General features: G+C 42.0%; 17 protein-coding genes. 5 read left to right on the top strand and 12 right to left on the bottom strand.

Going from position 1 to position 16,236, the window contains the following annotated elements; genetic code table 11:
- Nucleotides 1-14: 14 nt before the first annotated feature.
- The 10 genes from B6N13_RS17270 to B6N13_RS23215 form a co-directional block, all read right to left on the bottom strand.
- A complete protein-coding gene (locus B6N13_RS17270) occupies nt 15-1,712 on the bottom strand; it encodes a flagellar hook-basal body complex protein (RefSeq protein ID WP_012071247.1) in 1,698 nt (565 codons plus the stop codon).
- A gap of 12 nt (nt 1,713-1,724) precedes the next feature.
- Nucleotides 1,725-2,429 (bottom strand): flagellar hook capping FlgD N-terminal domain-containing protein, encoded by a 705-nt coding sequence (locus B6N13_RS17265; protein ID WP_012071248.1) that lies wholly within the window; start codon nt 2,427-2,429, stop codon nt 1,725-1,727.
- A 10-nt stretch (nt 2,430-2,439) separates the two neighbouring features.
- Nucleotides 2,440-2,889, bottom strand: a complete 450-nt coding sequence (flgC, locus tag B6N13_RS17260; protein WP_169460099.1) for a flagellar basal body rod protein FlgC — start codon at nt 2,887-2,889, stop codon at nt 2,440-2,442.
- A gap of 5 nt (nt 2,890-2,894) precedes the next feature.
- Complete coding sequence (gene flgB / locus B6N13_RS17255) at nt 2,895-3,287, bottom strand: flagellar basal body rod protein FlgB (RefSeq protein WP_012071250.1); 393 nt, start codon at nt 3,285-3,287, stop codon at nt 2,895-2,897.
- A gap of 266 nt (nt 3,288-3,553) precedes the next feature.
- Entirely contained in the window at nt 3,554-3,880 is a 327-nt protein-coding gene (gene trxA, locus B6N13_RS17250; RefSeq protein ID WP_169460098.1) for a thioredoxin TrxA, read from the bottom strand.
- Nucleotides 3,881-3,984: 104 nt separating this feature from the next.
- On the bottom strand, nt 3,985-4,692 hold the full coding sequence (locus tag B6N13_RS17245) for an HAD-IA family hydrolase (RefSeq protein ID WP_211172922.1): 708 nt from the start codon (nt 4,690-4,692) through the stop codon (nt 3,985-3,987).
- A gap of 2 nt (nt 4,693-4,694) precedes the next feature.
- Nucleotides 4,695-5,360, bottom strand: coding sequence for a DUF484 family protein (locus B6N13_RS17240; protein ID WP_012071253.1), 666 nt, complete (start codon nt 5,358-5,360; stop codon nt 4,695-4,697).
- A 7-nt stretch (nt 5,361-5,367) separates the two neighbouring features.
- Nucleotides 5,368-6,198: a diaminopimelate epimerase gene (gene dapF, locus B6N13_RS17235; protein ID WP_169460097.1), complete on the bottom strand. Its 831-nt coding sequence runs from the start codon at nt 6,196-6,198 to the stop codon at nt 5,368-5,370.
- Nucleotides 6,199-6,208: 10 nt separating this feature from the next.
- Nucleotides 6,209-7,462 carry a diaminopimelate decarboxylase gene (gene lysA / locus B6N13_RS17230; protein WP_012071255.1) on the bottom strand — a complete coding sequence of 418 codons (1,254 nt, stop codon included), beginning with the start codon at nt 7,460-7,462 and terminating at the stop codon, nt 6,209-6,211.
- A gap of 14 nt (nt 7,463-7,476) precedes the next feature.
- A complete protein-coding gene (locus B6N13_RS23215; RefSeq protein WP_048814109.1) occupies nt 7,477-7,713 on the bottom strand; it encodes a lipoprotein in 237 nt (78 codons plus the stop codon).
- A 107-nt stretch (nt 7,714-7,820) separates the two neighbouring features.
- On the opposite strand from B6N13_RS23215, the gene B6N13_RS17220 reads away from it, so the two are divergent.
- Nucleotides 7,821-8,702 carry a hypothetical protein gene (locus B6N13_RS17220; RefSeq protein WP_169460096.1) on the top strand — a complete coding sequence of 294 codons (882 nt, stop codon included), beginning with the start codon at nt 7,821-7,823 and terminating at the stop codon, nt 8,700-8,702.
- Nucleotides 8,703-8,788: 86 nt separating this feature from the next.
- On the opposite strand, the gene argH is transcribed toward B6N13_RS17220, so the two are convergent.
- Entirely contained in the window at nt 8,789-10,189 is a 1,401-nt protein-coding gene (argH, locus tag B6N13_RS17215) for an argininosuccinate lyase (RefSeq protein ID WP_012071257.1), read from the bottom strand.
- A 156-nt stretch (nt 10,190-10,345) separates the two neighbouring features.
- Between argH and hemC the strand changes: the two genes are divergently transcribed.
- Genes hemC through B6N13_RS17195 form a run of 4 tightly spaced genes read left to right on the top strand, consistent with a single transcriptional unit; the run spans nt 10,346 to nt 14,572 of the window.
- Nucleotides 10,346-11,275 carry a hydroxymethylbilane synthase gene (gene hemC / locus B6N13_RS17210; RefSeq protein WP_085987552.1) on the top strand — a complete coding sequence of 310 codons (930 nt, stop codon included), beginning with the start codon at nt 10,346-10,348 and terminating at the stop codon, nt 11,273-11,275.
- Between the two features lie 51 nt (nt 11,276-11,326).
- Nucleotides 11,327-12,079 carry a uroporphyrinogen-III synthase gene (locus B6N13_RS17205; protein ID WP_169460095.1) on the top strand — a complete coding sequence of 251 codons (753 nt, stop codon included), beginning with the start codon at nt 11,327-11,329 and terminating at the stop codon, nt 12,077-12,079.
- Between the two features lies 1 nt (nt 12,080).
- Nucleotides 12,081-13,346: a uroporphyrinogen-III C-methyltransferase gene (locus B6N13_RS17200; RefSeq protein ID WP_169460094.1), complete on the top strand. Its 1,266-nt coding sequence runs from the start codon at nt 12,081-12,083 to the stop codon at nt 13,344-13,346.
- The gene (locus B6N13_RS17195; protein WP_012071261.1) at nt 13,343-14,572 is read left to right on the top strand and encodes a heme biosynthesis HemY N-terminal domain-containing protein; all 1,230 of its coding nucleotides are present in this window, start codon (nt 13,343-13,345) and stop codon (nt 14,570-14,572) included. The genes B6N13_RS17200 and B6N13_RS17195 overlap by 4 nt, the downstream gene beginning before the upstream one ends.
- A gap of 112 nt (nt 14,573-14,684) precedes the next feature.
- Here B6N13_RS17195 and B6N13_RS17190 read toward each other — a convergent pair whose 3' ends face one another.
- Nucleotides 14,685-16,232 (bottom strand): PAS domain-containing methyl-accepting chemotaxis protein, encoded by a 1,548-nt coding sequence (locus B6N13_RS17190; protein WP_169460093.1) that lies wholly within the window; start codon nt 16,230-16,232, stop codon nt 14,685-14,687.
- Nucleotides 16,233-16,236 lie beyond the last annotated feature (4 nt).

Below are 16,236 nucleotides of genomic sequence, written 5' to 3'. Positions count from 1 at the left end.
CTCTCTCCAGAAAATTAACGCAGATTTATTATCGTCTGAGTAACAGTATTTTCTGTTTCTAATGTTTTACTGTTAGCTTGGTAATTACGCTGCGCCTCTATAAGGGCAACAAGTTCAGCGGTCAAATCAACATTAGATTCTTCTAACGCACCGCCTGCAATTTTACCTAGAGTTGCACTGTTAGGTCGGCCAATATCAGCAGGCCCCGAAGTTTTCGTTGCCACCCACATCGTATGACCTGACGGCATCAAACCGTCAGTACTATCAAATGTTGCCAAGGCAATCTGGCCAAGTGTTGCCGTTTGTTGGTTGGTATAATTAGCTATCAACAAGCCATCACTATCAAAGGACACACCTTGTAGCTCTCCAGCAGAAAAACCGTTCTGCTCAAAAGTATCAGTATTAGCTAGCGCAAATTGCGTTGAACCGGCCAAATCAAGCTGCGTAATACGCTCTCGGTTCGTTGGATCAATCCCTCTTACTTCTAGAGGAACTGGTTGTTCAATTCCAAGAGGCGATATACCACGATACACCCCCATCAGATTACCTGCCGCATCAAAAGAAACCGCGGTATTCTTTTCCAGATATCGAGCATCTTCCCCAGTTGTTGGGTCAACAAAACTTTCCTCACCATCCATAGTGACACGCAGTTCATAAGTATTATTCTCACCCTGCTTTATAAAATAATACCCCAAAGTATGAGACTCCCCTAAAGAGTCATACGTTGTTCGAGTATTACCATACGAATAGGTATCTGGGTTCAGTGGATCAAAAGCCTCACGAGAAACGATACTTGAATCTCGAATTTCCTCAGGTGTCAACGTAGCCGTAATAGCTGCGCCTCCCAATGTCCCACTAACCGCTAACGGAGCCTTAGTACCCGTCGCCACATCAACAGAATTAGGCTCATTCGGCCCCACATAGAGAAGTGAAAATGGAGCCTCCTCAACACCATCACCATTATAGTCCGTACCACCTTCGGCAGTATTGAAGGTAGCGTAAGTTTCAGCAAGAAAAGGCAATCCTGCATCATCCGTTAAATTACCATCAACCGTTGCATGCACTTTATAAGTATTTGGCAACTCACCTTTAGCATAATAATACGTCACTATATGTGACTGGCCATTCCCATCAACAACCCCTTGCGTTTGCGTAAAGTTGTATGTATCAGGATCATTAGGGTCAAATATAGCTTTAATAAAAGGTGGAACATCTTCGTTTTTAGAGTCCAAATTGACTTTCAAACCCATTGAAGTTGTAGGCTCAGGCGGAATACGATCGGTAGGGATTTTCAAATCAGCTAAATTTCCCCCAACCACACCATCTACTGCATTAAACCCTTGAACATTGTTACCGCTATTAGTAACCAAGAAGCCATTTTCATCAAGCTTGAAATTACCAGCACGGGTATAAGCATTCGCGATCCCAGCATCGATAACAAAAAAACCACTACCATCGATAGCAAGATCTAGGTTGTTATCAGTATAAGATAAGTTTCCCGACGAGAACTCTTGAGAGACTTTACTCACGCTTACACCTGAACCGATATTATTACCACTTCCGGCACCAAGCACACTGGTGTTATAAAGATCATCAAACTCAATACGCGACTTTTTAAAGCCTGTAGTATCGGCGTTGGCAATATTATTACCTGTAACACTTAAATAATCGGCAGAGGCCTTAATGCCAGATAATGCAGTATTGAATCCCATAATGCGCTCCAATCACCCTAATATTTCTAATTCGTTCGTAAGTTTAATTTTGCCGTGGTTTTCCACGTTTAAAACCGTGCCATTTTCACCATTTATGGTGACACCTTGAATACGCGTAGGAACCTGAGTACTTATCGCCGATATTTCGCCTTGCTCATTGGTTGATGATGCGGCAAAACGATATTCACCAGGCGGCAAAACATTTCCCTCATCATCTAACTTATCCCACTTATACTCACCCGTGCTTAGCTCGGCGGTACGAACAAGACGGTTGTCCGCGTCGTATATTTTTAATGTTGCAGCCTGAGAGTTTTCAGGGATCGTAGCTTTGAGCTGAACAGCCTCAACATTATCCCCCACCTTCACCTTACTACCATCCATCAAAATAGACTTACCAACTAAGGTAGAAGCACTGAGTGCTTGATTCGACGTAAGCGAAGTAGCCATATTTTCTAATTGATCAGAGATACTAGTGAGTCGCTCTAACGAACTAAATTGAGACATCTGCGCCACCATGTCATTGGTATCTTGCGGTGCAGTAGGATCCTGCCCTTTAAGCTGCTCTATATAAAGCTTCAAAAAGACATTTTGATCAGCAAGTGCCGCCTCATCTTTCTTCACCTCAGGCTTTTCAATACCAGCCTTTGTCTTAGCCGCTTCGGTCCCATATTGGGAAATCAACCCATTAAGACCTTTCGAGTCAGATATATTTGCCATCTGTCAGCTCCTATGACTGCCCAAGCGTGAGCATTTTTTGCATCATACTCTTGGCTGAATTCATAATTTCTACGTTTGTCTGAAAAGAACGAGACGCTGACATCATATCTGCCATCTCTTCCATCGGGTTTACGTTCGGATAAAACACGTAACCATCTTCATTTGCCATTGGGTGATCTGGTTCGTATCGAGGTTGTAAAGGTGCATCTGATTCCACAATGCCATCTACTTTTACACCAACACCAGCACCGGTATCATCTTTATTCACATTGTTCCAACCGTACTCACGCATACTGTCATTCATCATTTGTGAAAATACGGGCTTACGGGCACGATAAGTTTGATCTGCAGAGCTTGCCGCACTGTCTACGTTTGCCATGTTGCTTGCAATCGTATTCAAACGTATGGTTTGAGCACTCATTGCAGATCCAGAAATAGTAAAAATATTACTCAAAGACATCGTCATTAATTCCCAGTAAGCGCTTTTTTCATGCCGTTAATTTTTCGATCCAAGAACATAAAACTCGTATCAAACTGTAATGAGTTTTGAGCGTACTCTGCTTGCTCTCTTTGCATATCAACCGTATTACCATCCAAAGATGGCTGATTCGCATTTCGGTATAACAAACCTTCTGGCTCATCAGAAAAACCTTCACCTGAAATATGGCGAGAATTGGTTCCAGCAAGCTGTAATTTTTTACTTTCATTATTTAAAAAAGAATCGAACGAAATATCTCTCGCCTTATAATTTGGCGTATCTGCATTGGCAATATTATTTGCAAGGACCGCCGCTCTCGCACTTCGAAACTCAAGCGTCTTGTCATGTCCAGCAAATGCACTAGCGAAAGAAATAGCCATTGGATCCTCAAAGAAAAATATTATTTATCTACACACTCCACATAAAGCAATTATAGTGCCAACAAATAATAACCTTATTTTTCATAGACTTACTTAGAATAAAAAGAAGAACGGCAAAAAGCGGCAACAGATATAGGGATAAAACAGACCTACTTTTTTGTAGGTTGGTCATAGGGCAGGATAGTAAAAACAAAAAAAAACAGCCGTCTGGCTGCTTTTTTATAACACAAATAACGATCTAATCAGGACAATAGCCCTATTAGTAATTAGATAGCGCTGTTTACAAAGTCTACTAATTGAGATTTAGACACTGCACCCACTTTAGTCGCTACTACTTCACCACCTTTAACGATAAGCAAAGTAGGGATACCGCGAACATTATACTTAGGCGCAGTTTCTTGGTTTTCGTCAACGTTAAGTTTTACAACTTTTACTTTGCCTGCGTATTCAGCAGCAACATCTTCCAAAACCGGCGCAATCATTTTACAAGGGCCACACCAAGGTGCCCAGAAATCTACAATGACAGGGATCTCTGAATTAAGCACTTCTTCTGCAAATTGAGCATCAGTGATTTGGATTGTGATCTCGCTCATAATAATTCCTCAAAATTCTATATTTAACTAATGAATATGGTTAGTGTATCACTAAATGATTGGGGTAAAAATGAGTTCTACCCAATTAAAGCAATAGAAAAATGCTATGACCTTAAAGATCGAATCACCGTAGGTAACTCAAGTAAGGAATGTATTTCTGCATGAGAGCGAGCCCCCCAATCATCCCCCCAACGCTGCGCACCATGGCGATTAAACCAAATACTTTTTGCGCCTGCGTTCGACGCACCAAACACATCATCCATTGGATGATCGCCCACATGAATGAGCTCAGATAAATCTACGCCCGCCTTTTTTGCAGCTATTGAAAATACGTCAATTGCAGGCTTTGCAATACCGACTTGGTCTGCTCGAATAGCAAAATCAAAATACTGCCCTAAACCGATATAAGGGTGAAAGACGTCAGCATTACCGTTAGTAATAACCGCCAAAGTATAATCCCGACTCAAGGTTTCCAAGACGTCCACAGCGTGAGGATAAAGATCAACCTTTTGACGCCACTCACAAAAGTGAGCCAATGCTGCCCCCGCAATTGATTCAGCCTCTTCAGAAGGTAAGCCAAATTGCTTTAGCGCCAACACATATACAGCCAAACGAATAGCCGTTAGGTTAGGCGCCAGCTCTGGACTATTAGATAAGACTTGGGTTTTTAGTTCTTCTCTAGCGGTAAAAGAGTATTGCTGCGAAAAACCAGGAAAGCGTTCTTCAAACCAAGACTCCATGGCATATTCCGCTCTCATAATAACCGGAGCAACATCCCATAAAGTGTTATCAAGGTCAAAGGTAATAAGCATGCTCACGGTAACAACCTCAATAAAATCGCACTCAATAAATCAGCGAGGTACTGAAGAAATAAGGCACCTTTTTCCTTTTCAAAAGCCGATTTATTTTCTGCTCCCAATACAAGAACACCGCATTTTCTAACCTCTCCACCTTCTCGCGAAAGAAGTGGTAAAACAGCAACAGAGCGGATAGACGGAGCGTCATCAAGAAAAAGAAAGCTCATCTCATTTGCTGGCAACATTCCACAAAAACAGTCTGTAAACCCAGCAGCATGAGACAAAAACACATCGTCTTCCACCAGCTTATGAGACCTAACAGCACTATCAGGGAACTCGCCAAATAAAACCAATGCATGGTGAGACACCTCAAAATCGTCTCTCACCATATCATCGATAATTACTGCTAAATCGTCTAAAGTACTACAAGTAAGACCTGCTAATACTAAACGACGGCTTTTTTGCATCGTAGACTCATTTTCACGAGCCACTTCGACTAAGCGCTCAAACTGAGCACGATAATCGGCCGTCGTTTTACGTAACAAATTCACCTGATATTCAAGTAACGAAACTACTTTTCCATTGACTGGATGAGGAAGCGTTAGACTCTCCAACAAATCAGCATGCCGAATAAAAAAATCCGGTGTTTTTGACAAATATTGAATAACTTCTTCTTCGCTCATAGTCCCTCTATAGGTAAATTTGACCTTCGAATACTTTCTCAGCGGGACCAGTCATAAGAACAGGCGAACCTTCGCCCTGCCATTCAATATGTAAATCTCCGCCGCGCAAATGGGCCGTCACTTTAGGTGATAACCATCCCTGCTTGATTCCAGCAACAACCGCCGCACAAGCACCTGTTCCGCAAGCCTGAGTTTCACCCACGCCACGTTCATAAACACGTAAGTTGATTTCATCAGGATTAACAACCTGCATAAAGCCAACATTCACCTTTCTAGGGAAGCGCTCATGACACTCAATCAACGCACCAACCTTAGCAACTTCATCATCCATTAGTTGATCAACTTTGATCACAGCATGAGGATTACCAACTGACACAGGCGTTATTAAATATTCAGTATCTTCAGCCATTATGCTGTAAAGAGCGTCACAAGGCTCTGCTGTAAATGGCAAATCTTGCGGTTCAAAACTTGGTGCTCCCATGTCTACCGTAACCAAACCACCGTCCAGCACACGCAGTTGGATCGCACCACGTTTTGTTTCCACATTAATAATGCGTTTATTTGTTAATTCTCGATCCAACACGAATTTAGCAAAACAACGAGCACCATTTCCACAATGTTCAACTTCACTGCCATCTGAATTATAGATACGATAACGAAAATCCATATCTGGATCAGTGGGTGGTTCAACCACTAAAAGCTGATCAAAGCCAATCCCCCAGTTGCGATCACTCAGCTTCTCGATTTGCTGTTTATTAAAAAACACCTTACGAGACACCGCATCGACCACAACAAAATCATTTCCTAGACCATGCATTTTGGTAAATTTTAATAACACAACGAACTCCTTAGTCTGGCAAGATTTGCTCACCAGCTAACTGATGTTCAATCGTTTCACGAGCACGAATCAAATAGGTTTTATCACCATCGACCATGACTTCCGCTGCACGATTACGGCTATTGTAATTTGATGACATGGTGAAGCCATAAGCTCCAGCAGAACGCACAGCCAATAGATCACCAGCTTGAATATCCAATTCCCGATCTTTACCCAAGAAATCGCCAGTCTCACAAATAGGACCAACAAGATCGTAGTTACGCTTACCCTCTGCCGTTGGCAACAAAGATACAGGAACAATGTTCATCCATGCGCCGTATAAAGATGGGCGGATAAGGTCATTCATCGCACCGTCAATGATGGCGAAGTTTTTATGCGGATTGCATTTCAAAAACTCAACTTGAGTTAATAAAATACCAGCGTTCGCTGCGATAGAACGACCTGGCTCAAAAGCCAGTTCGAAATTTCTACCTTTTACTTTCTCAAGCAGTAGCTTAGCGTAATCTGCAGGCTCTGGTGGTACTTCGTCACGATAACGAACACCCAACCCGCCACCTAGATCAAGGTGTTTAATTGTAATGCCGACTTCAGCTAGTTCATCTACCAAACCAATCAGACGATCAAATGTATCTAAGAAAGGCTTTAGTTCCGTCAATTGTGAGCCGATATGACAATCTACGCCCATAACATTTAAGTTAGGTAATTCATGGGCAATTTTATAGATACGAACCGCGTCTTTAATATCGATACCAAACTTGTTCTCTTTCAAACCCGTTGAAATATAAGGATGAGTTTTAGCATCGACATCTGGATTCACGCGCAAAGACACAGGGGCCAATTTGCCCATTTCGCCAGCAACTTTATCCAATCGGTATAATTCCGCTTCAGATTCAACGTTAAAGCAATGAATACCGACCTCTAACGCCCGACGCATTTCCTCTGCTTGCTTACCTAAACCGGAGAACATGACTTTTGAAGGTTCGCCGCCAGCTTTTAAAACACGCTCAAGCTCGCCTACAGATACAATATCGAAGCCCGATCCCAAGCGAGCTAAGACATTCAAAATCGCAATATTAGAACAAGCTTTCACCGCATAGCAGATCAAGGTTGGGTGTGATGCGAATGCATCTGCGTAAGCTTTATAGTGACGTTCAAGAGTGGCACGAGAATATACGTAACAAGGCGTACCATACTGATTAGCAACATCTGACAAGGCAACATCCTCTGCATGCAGAGTCTGATTCGAATAATTAAAAAAGTCCAAAAGGGAATCCTCAGCTATAAAGATGATTCTTGCTGCGTTTCAGCCGCATCACTCGGTAAATAAAGCGCACCTTTATTTCCGCAAGCTGTAAGGAAAACAGCCAAAACACACACTGAAAGCAACTTAAACATCATCTTATCTCTTCTATTTTTGATTGAGACAGTATACCTTGCAGCCAGTTCGTTTCCCAACCCCAGCGAGCTAATTACATAGATATTCTTTAGACAATATTCTTTAAACAGAATAGGCATGCGCTTTACCTTGAATTTGCTATATTTACCTCAAGTTATAAAGACACTGACTTAAATTGGACTCAAACATCGCTAACTTCAACAAAACACAAAAAACAAGAAGCTTAATGAAAAACAAGATTGCCCCATGGATGGTTGCACTTGTCTGCGCCATCACAATACACATACTCATAATCGAAGTATCAGACAGCCAACATTGGTTTGATATAAACACGCAACAACCCTCTACTTTTGAATTGTTTTTATTACCAGCAACACAAACAGCACAAAACAATAAATCTGCTGAAGAAGAGGTATTTAGCCAAGACAAAGCCACTAGACCAGCAGCTGTTCAGCAAGCTGAAACGACGCTGGCTACAGAAGAAACACAACCCGCAGAAACTAAGCAAGCGGAACAAATAGAAGAGATAGACTCAATAACACCAACTGAACCACTGGCCAGCGTTGCACCTGAAAAACCAACTGGCAAAGAACTAAGTGAAAGAAGTAATGGATTTGATCCTCAAGAAGTAATAAACAACATAGACAATGAGCAGCTGTTATCAGAAACACCTTTACAAGACAGCATACTGAGCCCAAGTCTTAATACACCTCAATTAAGCTCCGACAAACCAGAATTGCTCGATTTATCAAAAGTATCTTTGTCACCAGATGTAAAAGAAGAAGCACTAACAGGTGTTTTCTCTGAAGAATTGAGAGATAAAATCGCAGAGTCGAAGAAAGCACAAAAAGACTATTTGAAAGGTTTAACAAAAGAAGTTGACTACCCAATCACCAAAGACGCAGATGGTACACGCTACGTCAATATCAAAGGCGTCTGCTGGAGACTACCAAAAGAAGGTAGCAATGAAGGTTGGGCCATTGTATTTGATGGTTGTGGGATAAAATCCAAGTTATTTCACTTTGAGCTAAATATTTCACCTAGCATAATTACAAATGAGTTATTAGGGCCTGACTCACCATTCAATTTAGATCAAACAGCAAAATAACTGTCTTTCTAAAAAATCACCGAAACAAAAGCGGCTACACAAAGGTAGCCGTTTTAAATAATTCCAGCCTGCTTATCTAAACAAACTTATCTTGTAGTAAGGTCTGCTTTAGCACGTTCGACCGCTTTTAATACTTGAGCTGGTGCCGTTCCACCAATATGGTTCCTAGCTGCCACAGAACCTTCAAGAGTCAAAACATCAAAAACATCGGCTTCGATCATACTACCAAAAGACTGAAGCTCTTCTAGCGTCATTTCAGACAAATCCTTACCTTCTTTCACCCCATAACCAACCGCTTTACCAACCACTTCATGTGCATCACGGAACGCAACACCATGACGAACCAAGTAGTCAGCCAAATCCGTCGCCGTAGAGAAGCCACGACGCGCCGCTTCATACATGTGCTCTTTACGAGATTCAATGGCAGGAATCATATCGGCAAATGCACGCAATGAGCCTTTAAGCGTATCAACCGTATCAAACAAAGGTTCTTTGTCTTCTTGGTTATCTTTGTTGTAAGCCAAGCATTGTGACTTCATCAGGGTTAGCAGCCCCATCAAATGCCCATAAACACGACCAGTTTTACCACGAACCAATTCTGGCACGTCTGGGTTTTTCTTCTGTGGCATAATTGAAGAGCCGGTACAAAAGCGGTCTGGTAAATAAATGAAGTTAAACTGAGCAGATACCCACATCACCATTTCTTCCGCCCAGCGGGACAAATGCATCATGATAATAGATGCCGTTGCCGTAAATTCGATGGCAAAATCTCGGTCACTTACTGAGTCCAAAGAGTTGTAAGTTGGGCGTTCAAAACCTAGCAACTCAGCCGTCATATGGCGATCGATTGGATAAGTTGTTCCAGCGAGCGCAGCTGCGCCAAGCGGTAAAATATTAATACGTTTACGGCAATCAACTAGACGCTCGTAATCACGTTGCATCATTTCATACCAAGCCATCAGGTGATGACCAAAAGTAACAGGCTGAGCCGTTTGCAAATGCGTAAAGCCAGGCATAATGGTGTTGGCTTCTTTTTCAGCCAGACTTAATATACCTTGCTGCAAGCGTGTTACTTCTTCTAATAAGAAATCGACTTCGTCACGCATATAAAGACGAATGTCTGTAGCAACTTGGTCATTACGAGAACGGCCTGTGTGCAATTTTTTGCCGGTAATGCCGATTTTTTGCGTCAAACGGGCTTCAATGTTCATGTGAACATCTTCTAACTCAACAGACCACTCAAACTCACCACGAGCAATTTCGTCTTCGATTTCAGTCAGCCCCTGAATAATCTGATCTCGCTCTTCTTCAGTCAAAACACCAACACTAGCAAGCATTTTGCCATGTGCAATTGACCCTTGAATATCCTGTTTTGCCATACGTTGATCAAACTCAACAGACGCAGTAAAACGCGCAACAAACGCATCAACAGGCTCAGAAAAACGACCACCCCATTGCTGGTTCGTGGTTTTATTAGTATCAGTCATTCGATTGGTTCCCACACAAATTCAAACAGCTGCCAAGAGTACATTAAGCGCCTCGACTTATAAAGCATTGAAAGATGACGGACTCCTTCTTAACGAGTATCATTGATGAGGAAAAGTGAAAGATATTTATCCATCTACAAGTCATTAGGAGATGAAGTGAAAGATAAAATTGTGATCGCAACCAGAGAAAGTCAGTTAGCCCTTTGGCAAGCCAATAACATCAAAGCGCAACTAGAAAGCCTCTATCCTGATATGAAAGTTGAATTGCTTGGCATGACAACAAAAGGCGATCAAATTTTAGATTCACCACTTTCTAAAATTGGCGGCAAAGGTCTTTTTGTTAAAGAACTAGAAAACGCGCTCACCGAAGGTCTAGCCGATATTGCGGTACATTCTATGAAAGATGTACCAATGGCCTTTCCTGAAGGATTAGGTCTCGCTGTCATCTGTGAACGCGAAGATCCACACGATGCCTTTGTTTCTAATAAAGTAGAATCACTTGATCAACTACCAAGCGGTGCGATCGTAGGTACATCCAGCTTACGCCGCTCCTGCCAGTTACGCATGAAACGCCCCGACCTGATAATAAAAGACCTTCGCGGCAACGTGAATACGCGCCTAAAAAAAATGGATGACGGTGAATACGATGCTATTATTTTGGCAACGGCAGGCTTAGTTCGCCTAGAAATGCTTGATCGAATTCGACAAAGAATTCCCGCTGAAACCAGCCTCCCAGCGGGCGGACAAGGTGCTATGGGAATAGAATGCCGTTCAGATGACATTCAAACCATTAATTTATTAGCACCATTACAACATGAAGAAACCGCGATTCGCGTTACAGCCGAGCGTGCGGTAAACGAACGCCTTAATGGTGGTTGCCAAGCTCCCATTGCTTGTTTTGCTATATTGGAAAATGACACACTATGGCTAAGAGGCTTGGTCGGTAGTCCTGATGGCAAAACTATGATTGAAGGCGAGATTCGTGGCCACAAAGACGACGCTAAATCCCTTGGTGTTCAATTGGCTGATGACTTACTTGCTCGCGGCGCAGACATCATACTTAATGCCTTATACAATGAAGAATAATAGTAATTAAGAAGTTCAATTAGAAAGCAAAATAGAATAGGCAAAACTTTAGTGCAAGACTGTCGTATCCTAATAACCCGCCCGGAACCTGAAAATTCGCTTAGCCGTGAGCGCGTTCGCGCTTACGGCTGGGTAGCTGTACCACTTCCAATGCTGGAAATTAAGCCTGTAGAAGATGTAAACAAAAAAGCTATTATTCGGGCACAAATTTTTGATATCGATACGTTTGATTACGTTATATTTGTTAGTAAAAATGCCGCTCGTCTCGCGTGCGACTGGCTAGATGAATGCTGGCCAATGATACCCACCAATGTTCATTGGATCGGCATAGGCCAAGGCACAACACAAACACTATTAAATGAAGGCATTCCAGCCATATCGAATCCTGGACATACTACTGAAGCCTTACTCGAATGGTTAAAGCCTGCCAAAATGAAAGATCAGAAAGTATTGATTATTCGTGGCGAAGGTGGACGCCCAGAGCTCGCTAATAAACTGGAAGAGCGAGGTGCAAAAGTCAGCTATTTGTCGCTCTACGATAGAAAAAAACCGATCTATTATGCTCAAACTTTCTTCATGCTGCCCGATATCAATTTAATATGGATAACCAGTGGAGAAAGTTTGCGCAATCTTTCAGAATACGTGTCGCTGCATAAACCAGAATGGAAAACGCTGCCTATACTCACACCTAGTATCAGAGTCAATCAGCAAGCAAAAGAAATGGGTTGGATAAATGCCTCGTGCGCAAATGGCGCTGACGATAATAGCTTGATCAAAGCGACAGAATTTCACACAGGAAAATAGAATGACTGAGAATAACAAGCAAGAGCAACATCCAAACGACGCTATTGAGACAACACCTGAAGCTGAAACAAAAAGCAAAAAGCAGCAGCCAGATATGCCTGAAAAGGCTAAAGAAAAAAATACACCACAGCCAGCAATCAATCTACTTGTCTCACTTTCTTTTGGCCTGTCGGCTGTCGCTCTGGCAACAAGTGGCTGGTTATATTTCCAAAGTACTCAAAGTACACTTCACAAAGACATTCAGCAATTAACAACTCAACAAACTGATTTCGACAATAAGTTAAACGCCAATACGCTGAATAAATCTCAGTTTAATCAACTAATTGAACAAGTTAGAACGTCAGAGCAGACAATCTTATTGCAAAAAAATGAGCTCGCTGTCCAACAAGCTCAACAGGACGAAAAGCTACTATCACTTGAATCAAAGCTTAATCGACTTAACAACACCACCAAAGAAGATTGGAAATTAGCTGAGGCTGAGTATTTAATTCGTCTTGCTAATCAACGCTTACTACTTGAGTCTGACAATAGCGGGGCGGTCACATTACTCATCAATGCTGATGATATTCTTAATGAACTCGAAGACCCTATAGTATTTGCAACTCGTAAAGCCTTGGCAAAAGACATCCAAGCGTTAAAGTCCATTAGCCAATTTGATTTAGAAGGCGCTTATCTCAAGCTAAACGCTTTATATGATAATGTTCAAACTCTACCTCAACGAGAACCATCCAAAGAGTGGCAAACAAATACCATAGAGAAAACAAAAGAAGCTGATGACTCTACAACCAGCAAAATAACTTCAGCCCTAGAAAGCTTTTGGAAATCCATACGTTCACTAGTGGTCATAAATTACAATCACAAACCAATAAAAGCCTTGCTGCCGCCTACAGAATATCAAGAGCTCATTACAGGTATACAACTACAACTGGAAATTGCTCAGGTAGCCTTAATCAAAGGCGAACCAATGATTTACCAACAAGCGCTGTCTCGTGTTGCAAATGCAACAACAGAGCATTTCGAAACTCAATCAAATATTGTTACGACATTCTTGGCCAGTCTAACCGTATTGCAACAGCTGAATCCATCACCAGACCTACCACTCCCTAGAGAATCATTAATGGCGATGAAATCATTGATGAAGGAGTGGAATAACCGCAGCTCAATCAAACCAAATACCTCCGATAATGTTGAGCAGCCTCAAATAGAAAGCGAGAAAAAAAGCGAAAGCACGACCGTACCTCAAACCGACCTAGGAGATAAGGCATGAGAAAACTCCTTTTCTTACTTGTCATCATGATGGCAGTGGGTGGTGTATTAGGGCTACTGATGCGTCAAGACAGTGGCTATGTGCTCGTGGCTTACAATGGCGTTACAATTGAAACCAGTTTATGGGTCCTAGTTGTAGCCATGGTTATCGCACTATTTGTACTTAGCTGGGTAAAGCGCATTCTATTTATAGCCCTAAGGCCCAGCAACTCTTTAGCAAAAGTTACTGGCAATTTGGCTCAAAAGAGAGCATCACGAAATACTATTCGAGGCATGTTGGAGCTCGTTGGTGGCAATTGGAATAAAGCAGAGAAATTACTAACCAACAGCGCCGAAAAAGTCTCCTATCCATTGATTAATTATATTGGTGCCGCTTATGCTGCCAGTGAACAAGATGAACATGAACGCTCAAAAGCATTATTACGCTCCGCCCATAAGTCAACACCAGAGGCAGAATTTGCCATTGGCTTTGCTCAAAGCCAAATTCAAATAAAGCAAGAGCACTATGAAGGCGCTCTCGCCTCGCTTTTGCGTCTGCAAAAGCTGAAACCAAAACACAAACAAGTATTAAAAATGCTTGTCACGGTTTACAAGCAGCTAAAAGACTGGGATGCCCTACTCACTCTAACCCCAATACTCAAAAAAGATGGCATATTCGATGATGATAATATGCTTGAGCTAGAACGAAATGCATTTTTAGCTCTACTTGATAAAATAAAGTTTCGTAATAAGCTTGGACAAAACAAAAAAGAGCTGGTTGCTGAAGTAGAAAACCTATGGAATAAATTAGACACTCTGTCTCAAGATGACAGGATGAGACAACTCTATGCTCACACCCTAATTCATTTCGGCGACGATGCAAAAGCGGAAAGCTTTATTCGCAATAGCTTAAATAACAGATGGTCTGATGAGTTGGTTTATGAATATGGCAACATAAAACAAGACAATACTAAAAAGCTATTAACCCATTGTGAAAACTGGCTTAAAAAAGAGCCAGCAAGTGCAAACTTATATCTTGTCTGTGGCCGCTTGAGCCAATCAATGATGCTGTGGGGTAAAGCAAGAGACTATTATGAGCAAGCACTTTCTCTTGATACACAAAACGAAGCACTTGCCGAACTTAGTCGTTTACTAAAAGCCATGGGCGACACCAAAGCAAGCCAAGAGCTAATGATGATTAATCTGAGCAATGCTAGTAATCAATTAAAACCGCTCCCCCTGCCTTAGCAACCTCATTTGCAAAGTATATAGACACAAAAAAACGCTGTTATTTTCATAACAGCGTTTTTATTATTCATAAATAGAGCTAATCGTTAAAATTCCCCAAAAAAGTAAAGCGTTATTTAAATCGCACCACCAACTCATGCATATTATTCGCTACATCTTGCAAAGCTCTAATACTATCGCTTGATTGATTTGATTTTTCAGAGCTCTCAACTGACAAGTCTGAAATTCGCACGACTTGCCGATTAATATCCTCTGACACCTGAGCCTGCTCCTCTACTGCAGCAGACATTTGCATAGCCATTTCCGATATTTGAGATACGCCCTGTACTATGCTGCCAAATGCACTTTCCATCTCCATGATTTTCTCTAGGCCTTGTGAAGCATCCTGTTTTCCTTGGCTTGCGATAGCAACAGAGTTTTTCGCGCCACTACGTAAGGTTTCGATAATATGATGGATGTCTTTAGTCGAATCCTGAGTTCTTTGCGCTAACTGGCGAACTTCATCCGCCACGACGGCGAAACCTCGACCATGCTCTCCCGCCCGAGCCGCCTCAATTGCCGCATTCAGTGCCAGCAAGTTAGTCTGCTCAGCGATTTGATCTATCATTTGCGCTACTTGTGCAATCTGTTCGGAACGATCGGCCAATTCTTGTACAGTCGCACCGATGTTGTTTACCGTGTCACTTAATTGATGAATTGATTGACGTGTCTCTTCTACAATTTTCTGTCCATTTTCTGCTGCCTTAGAAGAAGATTTAGCACTATCTGCCGTCATCTGCACATGCTGAGCAACATCGTTGATTGTGGTTGTCATTTGCTGCATTGCCGCAGCAACATCTTGAGTTTCATGCTGCTGACTTACCATTCCTTTGGTCGTTTCAATGGTAAGTTCAAGACCTGTTTTAGACTGCTCACTAACTTTCAAAGATTCATCTTCAAAACGCGTCAACACTGCATCCATTCTCGATAACAAGCTTTTTACACCTACATCAAGTGTTGCGATATCCAAAGAAGTATCTGAATAAGTTATGCCGGCTAGAGGATGAAGAAAAGCAGTTGATAATCGCTGCTTTAAAGTCGCTTGCAATTTAGAATGGTTCAGAAGAAACAGAACATTCGCCAATAAACTTGCCACTGCCAAAACACCTGCACCATACATGACGTTAACACTGCCAGCCGCCACTGCCAAAACGACACCAACCAAAGGTAGCACTAGCTTCCATGACATAAAGGCTCTTGGCTGAACATTTTTACCACTATTGATTCGTTGATAGATTTTTCCTGCTCGTGCTACGTCTTCTCTATTAGGCACGGTCCTAACAGATTCATAACCAATAACTTTTCCACCTTCAGTGACAGGGGTTACGTAAGCATCCACCCAGTAAAAGTCGCCATTTTTACAGCGATTTTTCACCAAGCCCATCCTAGCTTTTCCTTGCTTTAAAGTGTCCCACATAATTTTGAATGCCTCTTTAGGCATATCAGGATGGCGTACGATGTTATGAGGGCTGCCAATTAACTCACTTTTATCAAAGCCGCTAATTTTTACAAATGCATCATTGCAGTGAAGTATTTTTCCTTTCAAATCTGTAGTCGTAATGAGCTTCTCATCTTTAGAGAATGTTTTCTCTTGATTTGTCACTGGCATATTTTGGCGCATAGAA

The sequence above is a fragment of the Marinomonas sp. UCMA 3892 genome (assembly GCF_012726345.1).
In the GTDB taxonomy this organism is placed as follows: Bacteria; Pseudomonadota; Gammaproteobacteria; order Pseudomonadales; family Marinomonadaceae; genus Marinomonas.
This window is presented reverse-complemented; position numbering and strand designations above follow the sequence as displayed.